The 16,822-nt window shown below is 56.0% G+C and carries 14 protein-coding genes and 1 tRNA gene; 14 read left to right on the top strand and 1 reads right to left on the bottom strand.

Features of this window, described 5'->3' with window-relative positions:
* The first annotated feature begins 17 nt into the window (after positions 1-17).
* Positions 18-93, top strand: a tRNA-Gly gene (locus tag ACLGE8_RS21085).
* A 269-nt stretch (positions 94-362) separates the two neighbouring features.
* On the opposite strand, the gene queG is transcribed toward ACLGE8_RS21085, so the two are convergent.
* Positions 363-1,502 (bottom strand): tRNA epoxyqueuosine(34) reductase QueG, encoded by a 1,140-nt coding sequence (queG, locus tag ACLGE8_RS21080; RefSeq protein WP_411000996.1) that lies wholly within the window; start codon positions 1,500-1,502, stop codon positions 363-365.
* Here queG and nnr point away from each other — a divergent pair.
* The 13 genes from nnr (at position 1,501) to rnr (ending at position 16,811) form a co-directional block, all read left to right on the top strand.
* Positions 1,501-3,027, top strand: coding sequence for a bifunctional ADP-dependent NAD(P)H-hydrate dehydratase/NAD(P)H-hydrate epimerase (nnr, locus tag ACLGE8_RS21075; RefSeq protein WP_411000994.1), 1,527 nt, complete (start codon positions 1,501-1,503; stop codon positions 3,025-3,027). The two genes, queG and nnr, sit on opposite strands and share 2 nt — an antisense overlap.
* On the top strand, positions 3,020-3,481 hold the full coding sequence (gene tsaE / locus ACLGE8_RS21070) for a tRNA (adenosine(37)-N6)-threonylcarbamoyltransferase complex ATPase subunit type 1 TsaE (protein ID WP_123651147.1): 462 nt from the start codon (positions 3,020-3,022) through the stop codon (positions 3,479-3,481). The genes nnr and tsaE overlap by 8 nt, the downstream gene beginning before the upstream one ends.
* Positions 3,482-3,497: 16 nt before the next feature.
* Positions 3,498-4,883 (top strand): N-acetylmuramoyl-L-alanine amidase AmiB, encoded by a 1,386-nt coding sequence (gene amiB, locus ACLGE8_RS21065; RefSeq protein WP_411000992.1) that lies wholly within the window; start codon positions 3,498-3,500, stop codon positions 4,881-4,883.
* A gap of 9 nt (positions 4,884-4,892) precedes the next feature.
* Entirely contained in the window at positions 4,893-6,764 is a 1,872-nt protein-coding gene (mutL, locus tag ACLGE8_RS21060; protein WP_411000990.1) for a DNA mismatch repair endonuclease MutL, read from the top strand.
* Positions 6,757-7,707 (top strand): tRNA (adenosine(37)-N6)-dimethylallyltransferase MiaA, encoded by a 951-nt coding sequence (gene miaA, locus ACLGE8_RS21055; protein ID WP_411000988.1) that lies wholly within the window; start codon positions 6,757-6,759, stop codon positions 7,705-7,707. The genes mutL and miaA overlap by 8 nt, the downstream gene beginning before the upstream one ends.
* Before the next feature lie 134 nt (positions 7,708-7,841).
* Positions 7,842-8,147, top strand: a complete 306-nt coding sequence (gene hfq / locus ACLGE8_RS21050) for an RNA chaperone Hfq (RefSeq protein WP_052284691.1) — start codon at positions 7,842-7,844, stop codon at positions 8,145-8,147.
* Positions 8,148-8,222: 75 nt separating this feature from the next.
* Complete coding sequence (gene hflX / locus ACLGE8_RS21045; protein ID WP_411000986.1) at positions 8,223-9,503, top strand: ribosome rescue GTPase HflX; 1,281 nt, start codon at positions 8,223-8,225, stop codon at positions 9,501-9,503.
* 155 nt (positions 9,504-9,658) lie between these two features.
* Positions 9,659-10,921, top strand: a complete 1,263-nt coding sequence (gene hflK / locus ACLGE8_RS21040) for an FtsH protease activity modulator HflK (protein ID WP_411000984.1) — start codon at positions 9,659-9,661, stop codon at positions 10,919-10,921.
* A 2-nt stretch (positions 10,922-10,923) separates the two neighbouring features.
* The gene (gene hflC, locus ACLGE8_RS21035; RefSeq protein ID WP_123651143.1) at positions 10,924-11,928 is read left to right on the top strand and encodes a protease modulator HflC; all 1,005 of its coding nucleotides are present in this window, start codon (positions 10,924-10,926) and stop codon (positions 11,926-11,928) included.
* Positions 11,929-11,998: 70 nt separating this feature from the next.
* Positions 11,999-12,196, top strand: a complete 198-nt coding sequence (locus ACLGE8_RS21030) for a DUF2065 domain-containing protein (protein ID WP_411000982.1) — start codon at positions 11,999-12,001, stop codon at positions 12,194-12,196.
* A 102-nt stretch (positions 12,197-12,298) separates the two neighbouring features.
* On the top strand, positions 12,299-13,597 hold the full coding sequence (gene purA / locus ACLGE8_RS21025; protein WP_035893315.1) for an adenylosuccinate synthase: 1,299 nt from the start codon (positions 12,299-12,301) through the stop codon (positions 13,595-13,597).
* A gap of 227 nt (positions 13,598-13,824) precedes the next feature.
* On the top strand, positions 13,825-14,250 hold the full coding sequence (nsrR, locus tag ACLGE8_RS21020) for a nitric oxide-sensing transcriptional repressor NsrR (protein WP_035893314.1): 426 nt from the start codon (positions 13,825-13,827) through the stop codon (positions 14,248-14,250).
* A gap of 38 nt (positions 14,251-14,288) precedes the next feature.
* Positions 14,289-16,811, top strand: coding sequence for a ribonuclease R (rnr, locus tag ACLGE8_RS21015; protein ID WP_411000980.1), 2,523 nt, complete (start codon positions 14,289-14,291; stop codon positions 16,809-16,811).
* Positions 16,812-16,822: the final 11 nt, after the last annotated feature.

Genomic DNA, 16,822 nt, shown 5'->3' with positions numbered 1-16,822 from the left:
GCAGTAGACACACCCAAGCGGGAATAGCTCAGTTGGTAGAGCACGACCTTGCCAAGGTCGGGGTCGCGAGTTCGAGTCTCGTTTCCCGCTCCAAATTTTCTTCCAAAACAAAAATACTTCCACAATGCATTAAGCCATTGAGGTTGTTTTTTTCGTTTCTGAAATACTCTTGTAAACAGAGTTATCCACAGGCTGTTATCACGTTCTTCGTGCGCTAATGTTTTCTGGATTTTTACAGTTTTTGTTAACTTGTTGAATTATAACAAGATATATCATTTCAAAATGTTAGCGAGATCGCTTGACGAACTTTGGCGTGTTGAAACGCAATGTCTTTTTATTTTTACTCACAGGCTGTGAATATATCACGCATCGCGCGGTAGCCCTTTTTCCACCACTCTCACCAGACGCTGTTTCTTCGGTAACTGCACCTCAACCACACTCTCATTTCGACGCGTGATTTGCTGCGCTACCGCCCATTCAATGTGTTCATCAAGTAGTGGGTGCTCACCTCGTCGACTCTCCAGCGCGTTTAGCGTTGCCTCGCTCCACGGTGCGTTACCCAGCGCAACGGCGATATTTCGCAGCCAACGCAGGTGGCCGATGCGGCGAATGGCCGAACCTTCCGTCACCTTCAGGAAATGGGCTTCGTTCCAAGCGAACAGCTCGATAAGTTCAGGAGCATGCAGCGCCTTGCGCGGGCTGAAATCAGCTTCATCGGTCAGCTGTGAGAAGCGGTTCCACGGGCAGATTAGCTGGCAGTCGTCGCAGCCGTAAATACGATTGCCCAATAGTGGACGAAATTCTTCCGGAATGGCGCCTTCAAGCTCGATGGTCAGATACGAGATACAGCGGCGGGCGTCGACGGTGTAGGGCTCGACGATGGCGCCGGTGGGGCAGATGGTCATGCAGGCCACGCAGCGCCCGCACTCTTCGGCCACCGGTTGATCGGTGGGCAGAGGAATATCAACCAGCAGTTCGCCGAGGAAAAAGAACGATCCGGCATCGCGGTTGAGGATCAGTGAGTGCTTACCTGTCCAGCCAATCCCGGCTTTTTCCGCTAGCGGACGCTCAAGAATAGGCGCAGAGTCGACAAACGGTCTAAAATTCAGCGAGACGCACTGTTCCTGAATCATTTCGCCGAGCTTTTTAAGGCGATTACGCAACAGCTTATGATAATCACGCCCCAGGGCATAACGGCTGACGTAACCTAGATCGGGATTTTTCAGCGTGCTGGCAAAGGCCGCATTGGCGGGAAGATAGTTCATGCGAACGCTAATCACCCGGAGCGTACCGGGCTGCAGTTCGTGCGGACGCGCGCGCATCATACCGTGACGCGCCATCCATTCCATCTCGCCGTGATATTGTTTATCCAGCCATGCCTGCAGTTTGGGCTCGGAGGCGCTGAGATCGGTATCGGTGATGCCGACCTGCTGAAAACCCAGTTCGGTGCCCCATTGTTTGATTTGTTGCGCTAATTGATTGAGATCGAGGGGCTGTGACATGACGGACCATACATTGACGAGTAACCCCCAAAGTATACCACACTCCATTTGGCCTGCGGATGACCTGCGTCGCGCTGAAAAAACGGCGGCGCAGAGCCTCGGGCTTTCCCTTTACACCTTAATGCAGCGCGCGGGCGAAGCGGCGTTTAACCTCGCGCGTGCCGCGTATCCTGCTACCCGGCGCTGGATTGTCCTCTGCGGGCACGGCAATAACGGTGGTGATGGTTACGAGGTTGCGCGTCTGGCGCAGGCTGCCGGCATTCAGGTGACGCTGCTGGCAATCGCCAGCGAGAAGCCGCTGCCGGAAGAGGCGCAGGCTGCTCGAGAGGCGTGGCGCGCGGTGGGCGGTGAGATTTACCCGGCGGATGCGGATTGGCCACAGGATACTGACCTGATTATTGATGGTCTGCTCGGCACCGGGCTACAAAGCGCGCCGCGCGAAAACGTCGCAAACCTGATTGCGCGGGCTAACGCCTTCCCGGCACCGATTATCGCGCTGGATATTCCCTCCGGGCTGAATGCCCAGACCGGCACGACGCCCGGCGCGGTTATCCAGGCCGCTCACACCGTCACCTTTATTGCCCTAAAACCCGGTTTACTGACCGGCAAGGCGCGTGATGTTGTCGGGCATCTGCACCACGATACGCTGGGTCTCGATGCCTGGCTGGCAACTCAGCACACCAACATTCATCGATTTGATGCTTCACAGTTGATCCAGTGGTTTGCGCCGCGCCGCCCAACGTCGCACAAAGGCGATCACGGACGCCTGGTGGTGATCGGCGGCGATCATGGTACTGCTGGCGCTATCCGTATGACCGGTGAGGCGGCATTACGAGCCGGTGCGGGGCTGGTGCGGGTGCTGACTCGAGCTGAAAACGTCGCGCCGATTATTACCGCCCGGCCTGAGCTGATGGTGCACGAATTGACGCCGCAGACGCTCGATGAGGCGCTGGAATGGGCGGATGCTATCGTGATTGGCCCCGGTCTGGGGCAGGCTGAATGGGGCAAACAGGCGCTGCGCAAAATCGACAATTTCCGCAAACCTACCCTGTGGGATGCCGATGCGCTTAACCTACTGGCAATCAATCCGGATAAACGTCACAATCGCGTGATCACGCCGCACCCCGGCGAAGCCGCACGGCTGCTCAATTGTCGAGTGACAGACATCGAGAACGATCGCTTACTTTCTGCGCAGCGTCTGGTAAAACGGTACGGCGGCGCAGTGGTGCTGAAAGGTGCCGGTACGGTCGTGGCGGATGAGCAGGGCGCGATCGGAATTATTGATGCGGGAAATGCCGGCATGGCCAGCGGCGGAATGGGCGATGTGCTTTCGGGCATCATCGGCGCATTGCTGGGGCAGGCATTATCGCCGTATGATGCAGCGTGCGCAGGGTGTATCGCCCACGGTGCAGCCGCCGATGACCTGGCAGCGCGCTATGGCTCCCGCGGTATGCTCGCGACAGACCTCTTTTCCACGCTACGGCGTGTTGTTAACCCGGATGTGATTGACGTAAACCATGACTAATCGAGTGATTCCTTTATCTGACGAGCAGGCAACCCTGGACCTTGGCAACCGAGTGGCGAAAGCCTGCGTCGGCGCAACCGTCATCTATCTGTACGGTGATTTGGGGGCCGGGAAAACCACCTTTAGCCGTGGATTTCTGCAGGCGTTAGGTCATAACGGCAACGTCAAAAGTCCCACCTATACACTGGTCGAGCCGTATCAGCTCGCCGACCTGATGGTTTATCACTTTGATCTGTACCGCCTTGCCGATCCCGAGGAGCTCGAATTTATGGGGATCCGCGATTACTTTGCTAACGATGCCATTTGCCTGGTGGAATGGCCGCAACAGGGCGCAGGTGTTCTGCCCGAGCCGGATATCGAAATACACTTAGATTACCAGGCGCAAGGGCGTGAGGCGCGCATCAGCGCGGTCTCCTCATTAGGTGAGTCTCTGCTGGCGCGGTTTGCCGGTTAATTTAAGGGATCCCAGGATGATTTTTCGCGCAAAAGGGTGGTTGATGGCCGCGCTGATGCTGGTCGGTGTACCGGCAATGGCGGCGAGTTTATCCGATATTCAGGTAGCGAACAGTGAAACGCAGGCGCGGATCACGTTCAGCTTTATGGGCGATCCAGAGTACAACTTTAGTCAGGACGACAAACGTAGCGTCGTGCTGGATATCAAACAAACCGGCGTTATTCAGGGGCTGCCGCTGCGCTTTAGCGGCAACAACCTGGTGAAAGCCATTCGTTCGGGTACGCCGAAAGACGATCAGTCTTTACGACTGGTGGTCGATCTTACCGAGAACGGCAAAACCCGAGCGGTGAAGCAGCAGAACGGTGCGAACTACGTTGTGGTGTTCACTATTAACGCCGACGTTCCGCCACCGCCGCCTCCACCGCCAGTCGTGGCGAAGCGAGTGGAAACGCCAGTTGTGATGCCAGCTCCGGTACAGCAGGGGCGTAACCCGTTTAGCGGCAGCCGTAACGGCAGCAGCAGTACGAACAGCGGCAACAATAGCGGCAGCTTCAGCGGTGAACGCCAGCCGGCGATTGCCAGCACCGTGACGCCAACCCCGCGTCCGTCTTCCCGCGCGCGCAGCGTCTCGGGTGATAAAGTGATTATCGCTATCGATGCCGGTCACGGCGGCCAGGACCCTGGGGCGATTGGCCCTGGCGGCACGCGTGAGAAAAACGTCACAATTGCCATTGCGCGTAAGCTGCGTGCATTGCTGAATGATGATCCGATGTTCAAAGGCGTGCTGACCCGCGATGGTGACTACTTTATTTCGGTGATGGGCCGTTCCGACGTGGCGCGTAAGCAGAACGCCTCTTTCCTGGTGTCTATTCACGCAGATGCTGCGCCGAACCGCGATGCGACCGGTGCGTCCGTGTGGGTGCTCTCTAACCGTCGTGCGAACAGCGAAATGGCGGGCTGGCTGGAACAGCATGAGAAACAGTCCGAACTGCTGGGCGGCGCGGGCGACGTGCTGGCCAACAGCCAGGCTGACCCATACCTGAGCCAGGCGGTGCTGGATCTGCAGTTCGGTCATTCGCAGCGCGTAGGGTATGATGTGGCAACCAGCGTGATTAGCCAGCTTCAACAGGTGGGTAATCTGCATAAACGCCGCCCTGAACACGCCAGCCTTGGCGTGCTCCGTTCGCCGGATATTCCGTCCATTCTGGTCGAGACCGGCTTTATCAGTAATAGCAGCGAAGAGCGTCTGCTGGGCAGCGACGATTACCAGCAGAAGATCGCGGAAGCCATTTATAACGGTTTACGTAACTATTTCACGGCGCATCCGATACAATCCAGCCCTCGCGACGAACAGTCGCAGACCGCCAGCGCCGCGTCATCATCCAGGACGCTCGTTAACTAAGGAGTTTTCATGCCGATACAGGTTTTACCGCCGCAGCTTGCGAACCAGATTGCCGCGGGTGAAGTGGTTGAGCGGCCTGCATCGGTAGTGAAAGAGCTGGTGGAGAACAGTCTCGATGCGGGAGCCACCCGCATCGATATCGATATTGAACGCGGCGGCGCCAAGCTTATCCGCATTCGCGATAACGGCTGTGGCATCAGAAAAGACGAGCTGGCACTTTCGCTGGCGCGTCACGCCACCAGTAAAATCGCTTCGCTTGAGGATCTTGAAGCCATTATCAGCCTGGGTTTTCGCGGCGAAGCGCTGGCGAGTATCAGCTCGGTCTCGCGTCTGACCATCACCTCACGAACCGCAGAGCAGCAGGAAGCATGGCAAGCCTATGCGGAAGGGCGCGATCAGGACGTGACGGTTAAACCGGCGGCGCACCCGGTAGGGACGACGCTGGAAGTGCTGGACCTGTTCTATAACACCCCAGCGCGGCGCAAGTTTATGCGCACCGAGAAAACTGAATTCAACCATATCGATGAGATTGTTCGCCGCATTGCGCTGGCACGCTTCGATGTGAGCATTAACCTGACCCACAACGGCAAAGCGGTTCGCCAGTATCGAGCGGTGGCCGAAGGCGCACCGAAAGAGCGTCGGCTGGGGGCGATTTGCGGCGTGCCGTTCCTTGAGCACGCGCTGGCCATTGAGTGGCAGCACGGTGACCTGGCGCTGCACGGCTGGGTGGCTGACCCGAAACACACCACGCCTGCGTTGGCTGAAATTCAGTACTGCTACGTGAACGGCCGCATGATGCGCGATAGGCTCATCAACCATGCGATTCGTCAGGCGTGCGAAGATAAGCTCGGCGCTGACCAGCAGCCGGCGTTTGTTCTTTATCTCGAGATTGACCCGCATCAAGTCGACGTGAACGTTCACCCGGCGAAGCACGAGGTGCGTTTTCATCAGTCGCGGCTGGTGCATGATTTTATCTATCAAGGGGTGCTTAGCGTGCTGCAACAGCAGCTGGATGCGCCTCTGCCGCTGGCGGAAGATGACGAACCCGCGCCGCGAGTTCTGCCGGAAAACCGCATTGCCGCCGGGCGCAACCAGTTTGCCGAACCGGCGGTGGCGCGCGAGCCTGATATGCCGCGCTATCAAACGCCAACCGGCAGCGGTAGCAGCGCTGGGCGAAGTAGCGGTGGTGGTGTCAACGGCAGTTGGCCAAACGCTCAGCCAGGCTATCAGAAACAGCAGGGGGCGCTTTATCGCCAACTGTTGAATACCCCAGAGAAGACGCCGGAACCGGTAAAAGCGCCAGCGACGGATAATCTTGCCGGGCACAGCCAGAGCTTCGGGCGCGTGCTGGCGGTTATCGCCGAAAGCTGTGCGCTGCTGGAGCGCGACGGCAAGCTAAGCCTGCTGGCGTTGCCGGTTGCGGAGCGCTGGCTGCGTCAGGCGCAGTTGACGCCGGGTGAGGCGACCATCTGTGCGCAGCCGCTGCTGATCCCGCTGCGTCTGAAAGTGACCGACGGCGAACGCCAAACGCTGGAGCGTGCGCAGGAAACGCTGAACCTGCTCGGTATTGAAATACTGCTCGAAGGGCAGCACGCCACGATCCGCGCCGTGCCTTTACCCTTACGACAACAAAATTTACAAATCTTGATTCCTGAACTGATAGGCTACCTGGTGGAGCAGAGTAAAGTTGATGCCGGGAACGTTGTGCAGTGGCTGGCCCGTAATCTGGCAAGCGATCACGCGCAGTGGAACATGGCACAGGCCATTTCGATGCTGGCAGACGTTGAACGTCTTTGCCCGCATCTGGTCAAAGCTCCGCCGGGTGGTCTGTTACAACCCGTTGATTTAGATTCTGCGATGAACGCCCTGAGACATGAGTGACGTAACCGAGGCGAGCCTGCCTAAGGCAATTTTTTTGATGGGGCCAACTGCTTCGGGCAAGACAGCGCTGGCTATTGAATTACGTAAAGTTTTGCCAGTAGAGTTGATTAGTGTTGATTCCGCCCTCATCTATCGGGGAATGGATATCGGCACCGCTAAGCCGAGTGTGGAAGAGCTAGAAGCCGCGCCGCATCGACTGTTAGATATTCTCGATCCGTCGCAGGCATACTCTGCGGCGGACTTCCGCCGCGATGCGCTTGCGCAGATGGCGGAGATCACCGCCGCAGGGAAGATCCCGCTGCTGGTCGGTGGCACGATGTTGTATTTCAAGGCGTTGCTTGAAGGTTTATCACCGCTGCCCTCAGCCGACCCGGAAGTTCGGACTCGGATTGAGCAGCAGGCGGCAGAGCAGGGATGGATGGCGCTGCATCAGCAGCTACGGGAAATCGACCCCGTTGCAGCCGAACGTATTCATCCGAATGATCCGCAAAGACTTTCCCGAGCACTGGAAGTTTTTTTCATTTCGGGTAAAACTTTAACGGAGCTGACACAAACGTCAGGAGACGCTCTGCCCTACAAGGTGCATCAGTTCGCCATCGCCCCGGCGAGCCGTGAACTGCTCCATCAGCGCATTGAGCAGCGTTTTCATCAGATGTTAGCTTCAGGTTTTGAAGCAGAAGTGCGGGCGCTATTTGCCCGTGGAGATTTGCATACGGATATGCCTTCCATTCGTTGTGTGGGATATCGCCAGATGTGGTCGTACCTCGAACGCGAGATTTCATATGATGAAATGGTTTATAGAGGAGTTTGTGCCACGAGACAGCTAGCGAAGCGCCAGGTGACGTGGTTACGCGGTTGGGAAGGGGTTCACTGGTTAGATAGTGAGCAGCCGGAGCAGGCGTTTAACCAACTATTACAGGTAGTGGGTGCTAGTGTAGACTGAATGTGTACAATTGAGTCGTATCGTGCGCAATTTTCAGAATCGTAAGGTTCATACGCAACATCGCTCAAGTTGCCGCAACGCGGCTTGAAAGACGACGTGTATAAGTACAAATAAGCATATAAGGAAAAGAGAGAATGGCTAAGGGGCAATCTTTACAAGATCCGTTCCTGAACGCATTGCGTCGGGAACGTGTTCCAGTTTCTATTTATTTGGTGAATGGTATTAAGCTGCAAGGGCAAATTGAGTCTTTCGATCAGTTCGTGATCCTGTTGAAAAACACGGTCAGCCAGATGGTCTATAAGCACGCAATTTCTACCGTAGTTCCGTCTCGTCCAGTTTCCCATCACAGCAACAATGCTGGCGGCGGTACTGGCAGCAACTACCACCACGGTAGCAACGCGCAGGGTTCTGCGCAGCAAGACAGCGAAGAAACCGAATAAGGTTGATGGCTGTTTATCCATGTCGGGGAGCCGGATTATCCAGGTTCCCCGCTGGTATTTCAGGAGATATAACGCTTGTTTGACCGTTATGACGCCGGTGAGCAGGCGGTGCTGGTACACATCTATTTTACGCAAGACAAAGATATGGAAGACCTCCAGGAGTTTGAATCTCTGGTCTCTTCCGCCGGTGTCGAAGCAATGCAGGTGATTACTGGTAGCCGTAAAGCGCCGCACCCAAAATATTTTGTTGGTGAAGGTAAGGCTGTCGAGATTGCGGAAGCCGTCAAAGCGACAGGTGCTTCCGTTGTGCTGTTCGATCATGCACTTAGCCCTGCACAGGAGCGTAACCTTGAAGCCCTGTGTCAATGTCGGGTTATCGACCGTACCGGTCTGATCTTAGATATTTTCGCCCAACGTGCGCGTACCCATGAAGGTAAGCTGCAGGTTGAGCTGGCGCAGCTGCGCCATCTGGCCACGCGTCTGGTGCGCGGCTGGACGCACCTTGAAAGACAAAAAGGCGGTATCGGTTTGCGCGGCCCGGGTGAAACCCAGCTCGAAACCGACCGTCGTTTACTGCGTAACCGTATTATGCAGATCCTCTCGCGCATTGAGCGCGTGGAGAAGCAGCGTGAGCAGGGGCGTCGTGCCCGCGTGAAGGCCGACGTGCCAACGGTGTCGCTGGTGGGCTATACCAACGCCGGCAAATCGACACTGTTTAACCATATTACGCAGGCGGAGGTTTACGCCGCCGACCAGCTGTTTGCGACCCTTGACCCGACGCTGCGTCGTATTGACGTGGCAGACGTAGGCGAAACCGTGCTGGCGGATACCGTAGGCTTTATTCGTCACCTGCCGCATGATCTTGTGGCGGCCTTTAAAGCCACCTTGCAGGAAACCCGCGAAGCGACGCTGTTGCTTCACGTGATTGATGCAGCAGACGTTCGGGTACAGGAAAACATCGACGCGGTGAACACGGTTCTCGAAGAGATCGACGCGCACGAGATCCCAACCCTGCTGGTGATGAACAAAATCGATATGCTGGACGATTTCGAGCCGCGTATCGATCGTGATGAAGAGAACAAACCTATCCGGGTGTGGCTGTCTGCGCAAACCGGGGTAGGCATACCACTACTTTTTCAGGCATTAACCGAACGGCTAGCCGGCGAAGTCGCGCAGCACACGTTGCGTTTACCTCCGCAGGCCGGGCGTTTGCGTAGCCGTTTTTACCAGCTTCAGGCAATTGAAAAAGAGTGGATGGAGGAGGACGGCTGCGTCAATTTGCAGGTTCGTATGCCAATTGTCGACTGGCGTCGCCTCTGTAAACAAGAACCGGCACTGGCAGACTACGTCGTCTGACCGTGCAGCTTGCCTGAACATTAGCCCTTTGGGCACCCAGCGGTTCAGATCGCCTCAACGCGACCGTCACCACCAGGAAGGCGATGACGGTTAACCGCGAACAGATCTGAACTGGGAAAAGGTATATCACCGCATAACAAATATGGAGCATAAACATGGCGTGGAATCAGCCCGGTAATAACGGACAAGACCGCGACCCGTGGGGAAGCAGCAATAATCAAGGCGGCAACTCCGGGGGGAATGGAAATAAAGGTGGTCGCGATCAGGGGCCGCCGGATTTGGATGATATCTTCCGTAAGCTGAGCAAAAAGCTCGGTGGCTTTAGGGGCGGTAAAGGGGGCTCCGGCAACGGTAGTTCAACTCAGGGACCGCGTAGCCCTATGGGCGGACGCATTGTCGGTATCGCAGTGGCAGCCGTCGTCGTTATCTGGGCAGCAAGCGGGTTCTATACCATTAAAGAAGCCGAGCGTGGCGTAGTGACGCGCTTTGGTAAGTTCAGCCATCTGGTTGAACCAGGTCTGAACTGGAAGCCGACCTTCGTGGATGAAGTCACTCCAGTGAACGTTGAAGCGGTTCGCGAACTGGCAGCGTCCGGTGTGATGCTGACTTCTGACGAAAACGTCGTGCGCGTTGAAATGAACGTGCAGTACCGCGTAACCGACCCGCAGAAATACCTGTTCAGCGTCACCAGCGCTGACGACAGTCTGCGTCAGGCTACCGACAGCGCCCTGCGTGGCGTTATCGGTAAGTACACCATGGACCGTATTCTGACCGAAGGTCGTACCGTTATTCGTAGCGATACCCAGCGCGAGCTGGAAGAGACCATTCGTCCATACAACATGGGTATCACCCTGCTGGACGTCAACTTCCAGGCTGCTCGTCCGCCGGAAGAGGTAAAAGCCGCGTTTGACGATGCGATTGCCGCACGTGAAAACGAGCAGCAGTATATCCGTGAAGCGGAAGCGTATACCAACGAAGTGCAGCCACGTGCGAACGGTCAGGCGCAGCGTATTCTGGAAGAAGCGCGTGCGTATAAGACTCAGACCGTACTGGAAGCACAGGGTGAAGTGGCTCGCTTTGCGAAAATCCTGCCGGAATATAAAGCCGCACCGCAGATTACCCGCGAGCGTCTCTATATCGAGACCATGGAAAAAGTGCTGAGCCATACCCGCAAAGTGCTGGTTAGCGACAACAAGAATGGCAACCTGATGGTACTGCCGCTGGATCAAATGCTGAAAGGCGGTAACGCCCCGGCAGCAAAGAGCGATAGCAGTGGTGCGAACAACCTGTTGCGCCTGCCGCCTGCGTCCTCTTCCAGCAGCAGCGCAAGCAACACGTCGTCTGCCAGTCAGGGCAATATCATGGACCAACGCCGCGCTAACGCGCAGCGTAACGACTACCAGCGTCAGGGGGAATAACGATGCGTAAGTCAGTTATTGCGATTATCATCATCGTGCTGGTAGTGCTTTACACCTCTATCTTCGTGGTAAAAGAAGGCGAGCGTGGGATTAAGTTCCAGTTCAGCAGCGTCGTGCGTGACGGCGACAAGAAACCGCTGATTTATGAGCCAGGCCTGCACTTCAAGGTTCCGTTCATTCAGTCGGTGAAAATGCTCGATGCCCGTATCCAGACCATGGATAACCAGGCCGACCGTTTCGTGACCAAAGAGAAAAAAGACCTGATCGTCGACTCTTATATCAAGTGGCGCATCAGCGACTTCAGCCGTTACTTCCTGGCGACCGGCGGCGGTGACGTCTCCCAGGCCGAAGTGCTGCTGAAACGTAAGTTCTCTGACCGTCTGCGTTCTGAGATTGGTCGTCTGGACGTGAAAGACATCGTTACCGACTCCCGTGGTCGTCTGACGCTGGAAGTTCGCGATGCCCTGAACTCCGGCTCTTCCGGCGCTGAGGATGAAGTGGCTACGCCAGCTGCGGATAACGCGATTGCCGAAGCCGCAGAGCGCGTAGAGCAGCAGGCAAACATCAAAGGGCCAACCATTAACCCGAACAGTATGGCGGCGTTAGGGATTGAAGTGGTCGATGTGCGTATTAAGCAGATCAACCTGCCTGCTGAGGTTTCCGAAGCTATCTACAACCGTATGCGCGCCGAGCGTGAAGCCGTTGCCCGTCGTCACCGTTCACAGGGTCAGGAAGAGGCAGAAAAACTGCGCGCTACCGCTGACTATGAAGTGACGAAGACGCTGGCAGAAGCAGAGCGTCAAGGTCGTATCATGCGCGGTGAAGGTGATGCAGAAGCCGCTAAGCTGTTTGCCGATGCCTTCAGCCAGGATCCAGACTTCTATGCCTTCATCCGTAGCCTGCGTGCGTACGAAGCGAGCTTCGATAGCAATCAGGATGTGATGGTACTGAGCCCGGATAGCGACTTCTTCCGCTACATGAAGAACCCAGGCACCACGACGCGTTAATCGCGCGACAGCCTGAATAAAACCACCGCCTTCTTCGGGAGTCGGTGGTTTTCTTTTATAAGGATGATCAATGAATTCCACAATCTGGCTGGCGCTTGCGCTGGTGTTAGTGCTTGAAGGCCTGGGGCCGATGCTGTATCCGAAGGCCTGGCGCAAGATGATTGCTACGATGAGCCAATTACCGGATACGATGTTACGTCGATTTGGCGGCGGTCTTGTGGTTGCGGGAGTCGTGATCTACTACATGTTGACGAAAACGATTGGCTGATTAAAAAGAGAACACTAAAGCGCGATTTTGTGGGTAAAAAGTGCTGTATATCTGAAAAAGCGATGGTAGAATCCATTTTTAAGCAATCGGTGATTTTGAAAAATGGGTAACAACGTCGTCGTACTGGGCACCCAATGGGGTGACGAAGGTAAAGGGAAGATCGTCGATCTTCTTACTGAGCGTGCAAAATATGTTGTTCGCTATCAGGGTGGTCACAACGCGGGCCATACTCTCGTAATCAACGGTGAAAAAACCGTCCTCCATCTTATTCCATCAGGTATTCTCCGTGAGAATGTAACCAGCATCATCGGTAACGGTGTTGTGCTGTCTCCGGCTGCGCTGATGAAAGAGATGAAAGGCCTGGAAGACCGTGGTATCCCGGTTCGCGAACGTCTGCTGCTTTCCGAAGCATGCCCGTTAATCCTCGACTATCACGTCGCGCTGGATAACGCTCGCGAAAAAGCGCGCGGTGCGAAAGCTATCGGTACTACCGGTCGTGGTATCGGTCCTGCTTACGAAGATAAAGTGGCTCGTCGCGGTCTGCGCGTGGGCGACCTCTTCGATAAAGCAACCTTCGCCGACAAACTGAAAGAAGTGATGGAATATCACAACTTCCAGCTGGTGAACTTCTACAAAGTTGACGCGGTTGACTACCAGAAAGTGCTGGACGATGTGATGGCGGTTGCCGACATCCTGACCAGCATGGTTGTTGACGTTTCTGATCTGCTGGATCAGGCTCGTCAGCGCGGTGACTTCGTGATGTTCGAAGGCGCGCAGGGTACGCTGCTGGATATCGACCACGGTACCTATCCGTACGTGACCTCTTCCAACACCACCGCAGGTGGCGTAGCAACCGGTTCTGGCCTTGGCCCGCGCTATGTTGACTACGTACTGGGCATCATCAAAGCGTACTCCACTCGCGTGGGTGCCGGTCCATTCCCGACCGAACTGTTTGATGAAACCGGTGAGTTCCTGTGCAAGCAGGGTAACGAATACGGTGCCACTACCGGCCGTCGTCGTCGTACCGGCTGGCTGGACTCCGTTGCCGTGCGTCGTGCTGTACAGATCAACTCCCTGTCTGGCTTCTGCCTGACCAAACTGGACGTTCTGGACGGCCTGAAAGAAGTGAAAATCTGCGTAGGCTACCGCATGCCAGATGGCCGCGAAGTGACCACCACTCCGCTGGCAGCTGATGATTGGGAAGGTATCGAGCCAATCTACGAAACCATGCCGGGCTGGTCTGAAACCACCTTTGGCGTGAAGGAACGTAGCGGCCTGCCACAGGCAGCGCTGGACTACATCAAGCGTATTGAAGAACTGACCGGTGTGCCGATTGATATTATTTCAACTGGCCCAGACCGTACCGAAACCATGATCCTGCGCGACCCGTTCGACGCATAATTCTGGTTCGTCGTGCAGCGCCCGATGGCGCTGCGCTTATCAGGCCTACTACTCGGTAGGCCGGATAAGACGCAAAGCGTCATTATCCGGCTTAATCGTGCGTTAAATCCTCGCTTTTTCCTTCCCGAACTGAAATAAATTAGCGGCTCAGTCGCTGGCTGGTTTATCATCAATATAATTAATATCAACAGGCTCACCCTGTTTTTCCCCTTTTTCCTGAGGTTGATGTGCAGTTAACAAGTTTTACCGATTATGGACTACGTGCGCTGATTTATATGGCGTCGCTGCCGGAAGGCAACATGACCAGCATCTCGGAGGTAACCGAGGTCTACGGCGTGTCGCGTAACCATATGGTTAAAATAATCAACCAGCTCAGTCGCGCCGGATACGTGATGGCCGTGCGGGGAAAAAATGGCGGGATCCGTCTGGGCAAACCAGCAAAGGATATCCGCGTCGGAGACGTGGTGCGTGAACTCGAACCGTTATCGCTGGTGAACTGCAGCAGCGAGTTTTGCCATATTACGCCTGCCTGTCGTTTGAAACAGGCGCTTGCTCAAGCCGTGCAATGTTTTCTCAAGGAGTTGGATAACTACACACTGGCTGATTTGGTTGAAAAGAATCAACCGCTATATAAATTATTGCTGGTGGAGTAACGACTCCCGCCAGCAGCGATGATGACGGAGGAACCGACATGTCAAAAGATCCTTTCCTGGAACGCGAAGCAGAAAAATATTCGAATCCTATCCCGAGCCGGGAATTTATCCTCGAACACTTAACAAAACGCGAAAAACCGGCCAACCGTGAAGAACTGGCCGTCGAACTCAATATTGAAGGCGAAGAGCAGATTGAAGCGCTGCGCCGTCGCCTGCGCGCCATGGAGCGCGATGGGCAACTGGTCTTTACCCGCCGCCAGTGCTATGCGCTGCCGGAACGTCTCGACCTGCTGAAAGGTATGGTTATCGGTCACCGCGATGGCTTCGGCTTCCTGCGCGTTGAAGGCCGTAAAGACGACCTGTATCTGTCGAGCGAACAGATGAAAATGTGCATGCACGGCGATGAAGTGCTGGCACAGCCGCTGGGCGCGGACCGCAAAGGCCGCCGCGAAGCGCGTATCGTCCGCGTACTGGTGCCGCGTAATGCGCAGATCGTCGGCCGCTACTTTACCGACGCTGGCGTGGGTTTTGTGGTCCCGGACGATAGCCGCCTGAGCTTTGATATCCTCATCCCGCCTGAGTCGGTGATGGGGGCGCGCATGGGCTTTGTGGTGGTGGTCGAACTGACCCAGCGCCCAACCCGCCGTACCAAAGCGATTGGTAAAATCGTTGAAGTGCTGGGTGACAATATGGGTACCGGCATGGCCGTTGAGATGGCGCTGCGCACCCATGAAATTCCATACGTCTGGCCACCAGCGGTTGAAGCGCAGGTTGCCGGGCTGAAAGAGCAGGTGCCTGAAGAGGCGAAAGTGGGTCGTGTCGACCTGCGCGACCTGCCGCTGGTGACCATCGACGGCGAAGACGCCCGTGACTTCGATGATGCGGTCTACTGCGAGAAAAAACGCGGTGGCGGCTGGCGCCTGTGGGTTGCCATTGCTGACGTCAGCTACTATGTGCGTCCGCCGACGCCGCTGGACGGTGAAGCGCGCAACCGTGGTACCTCGGTCTACTTCCCAACGCAGGTTGTGCCGATGCTGCCGGAAGTGCTCTCCAACGGCCTGTGCTCGCTGAACCCTCAGGTTGACCGCCTGTGTATGGTTTGCGAAATGACCATTTCGTCGAAGGGCCGATTAACCGGCTTCAAATTCTACGAAGCGGTGATGAGCTCCCACGCACGTCTGACCTACACCAAGGTCTGGCATATGCTGCAGGGCGACCAGGAGCTGCGCGAACAGTATGCGCCGCTGGTGAAACACATTGAAGAGCTGCATAACCTCTACAAGGTGCTGGATCAGGCTCGCGCAGAACGCGGCGGGATCTCGTTTGAGAGTGAAGAAGCGAAGTTCATCTTCAACGCTGAACGCCGCATTGAGCGTATCGAACAGACTCAACGTAACGACGCGCACAAACTGATCGAAGAGTGCATGATCATGGCGAACATCTCGGCGGCGCGTTTCGTCGAGAAAGCTCAGGAGCCTGCGCTGTTCCGTATTCACGACAAGCCAACGACCGAAGCGATTACCGCGTTCCGTTCGGTGCTGTCTGAACTTGGGCTCGAATTGCCTGGCGGCAACAAACCGGAGCCGCGCGACTACGCCGAGCTGCTGGAATCCGTTGCCGACCGTCCTGACGCCGAAATGTTGCAAACCATGCTGCTGCGTTCGATGAAGCAGGCTATCTATGACCCGGAAAACCGCGGTCACTTTGGCCTGGCGCTGCAGTCCTATGCGCACTTCACTTCGCCGATCCGTCGTTATCCTGACCTGTCGCTTCACCGCGCCATCAAGTATCTGCTGGCGAAAGAGCAGGGCCACAAGGGCAACAGCACCGACACCGGCGGCTACCATTATTCGATGGAAGAGATGCTGCAACTGGGTCAGCACTGTTCGATGACCGAACGTCGCGCTGACGAAGCCACCCGCGATGTCTCTGACTGGCTGAAGTGTGACTTCATGCAGGATCAGGTCGGTAACGTCTTTAACGGCGTTATCGCAAGCGTGACCGGCTTTGGCTTCTTCGTACGTCTGGACGAGCTGTTCATTGATGGTCTGGTGCATGTTTCTTCACTGGATAACGACTACTACCGCTTTGACCAGGTCGGTCAGCGCCTGATTGGTGAATCCGGCGGCCAGACCTATCGTTTGGGCGACCGCGTGGAAGTGCGCGTGGAAGCGGTCAACATGGACGAGCGTAAAATCGACTTCTCGCTGATCTCAAGCGAGCGCGGTCCGCGTAACGTCGGTAAAACTGAACGCGAGAAAGCGAAGAAAGGCAGCGGCGGCAAGCCGAGCGCCAGCCGTCGTCGTCAGGCGGGCAAGCGCACTAACTTTGAGCCGGACAGCGCCTTCCGCGGCGAGAAGAAAGGTAAAGCGAAAGCTAATTCCAATCAGACAGCGAAGAGTGGCAAAGTCAGCGCGAATCAAAACGCTGAGCAAGGCAAAGCGAAACCAGCCTCGGACAAAGCAGGGGCTAAAAAAGCCAAAAAGCCATCGGTGAAGACGCAGAAAATTGCTGCTGCGACCAAAGCGAAGCGCGCGGCAAAAAAGAAATCGTCTGAGTAAACTATTGTGAT

It is taken from the genome of Kluyvera sp. 142486 (assembly GCF_046569695.1).
In the GTDB taxonomy this organism is placed as follows: Bacteria; Pseudomonadota; Gammaproteobacteria; order Enterobacterales; family Enterobacteriaceae; genus Kluyvera.
Note: the sequence above shows the minus strand (reverse complement) of the source record. Positions and strands in the feature narration are given on the sequence as shown.

What these genes read in the sequence shown, in the direction of transcription:
- nnr (WP_411000994.1), top strand. Translation starts at nt 1,501, where the DNA reads ATGACGGACCATACATTGACGAGTAACCCCCAAAGTATACCACACTCC.
- queG (WP_411000996.1), bottom strand. Translation starts at nt 1,502, where the DNA reads ATGTCACAGCCCCTCGATCTCAATCAATTAGCGCAACAAATCAAACAA.
- tsaE (WP_123651147.1), top strand. Translation starts at nt 3,020, where the DNA reads ATGACTAATCGAGTGATTCCTTTATCTGACGAGCAGGCAACCCTGGAC.
- amiB (WP_411000992.1), top strand. Translation starts at nt 3,498, where the DNA reads ATGATTTTTCGCGCAAAAGGGTGGTTGATGGCCGCGCTGATGCTGGTC.
- mutL (WP_411000990.1), top strand. Translation starts at nt 4,893, where the DNA reads ATGCCGATACAGGTTTTACCGCCGCAGCTTGCGAACCAGATTGCCGCG.
- miaA (WP_411000988.1), top strand. Translation starts at nt 6,757, where the DNA reads ATGAGTGACGTAACCGAGGCGAGCCTGCCTAAGGCAATTTTTTTGATG.
- hfq (WP_052284691.1), top strand. Translation starts at nt 7,842, where the DNA reads ATGGCTAAGGGGCAATCTTTACAAGATCCGTTCCTGAACGCATTGCGT.
- hflK (WP_411000984.1), top strand. Translation starts at nt 9,659, where the DNA reads ATGGCGTGGAATCAGCCCGGTAATAACGGACAAGACCGCGACCCGTGG.
- hflC (WP_123651143.1), top strand. Translation starts at nt 10,924, where the DNA reads ATGCGTAAGTCAGTTATTGCGATTATCATCATCGTGCTGGTAGTGCTT.
- ACLGE8_RS21030 (WP_411000982.1), top strand. Translation starts at nt 11,999, where the DNA reads ATGAATTCCACAATCTGGCTGGCGCTTGCGCTGGTGTTAGTGCTTGAA.
- purA (WP_035893315.1), top strand. Translation starts at nt 12,299, where the DNA reads ATGGGTAACAACGTCGTCGTACTGGGCACCCAATGGGGTGACGAAGGT.
- rnr (WP_411000980.1), top strand. Translation starts at nt 14,289, where the DNA reads ATGTCAAAAGATCCTTTCCTGGAACGCGAAGCAGAAAAATATTCGAAT.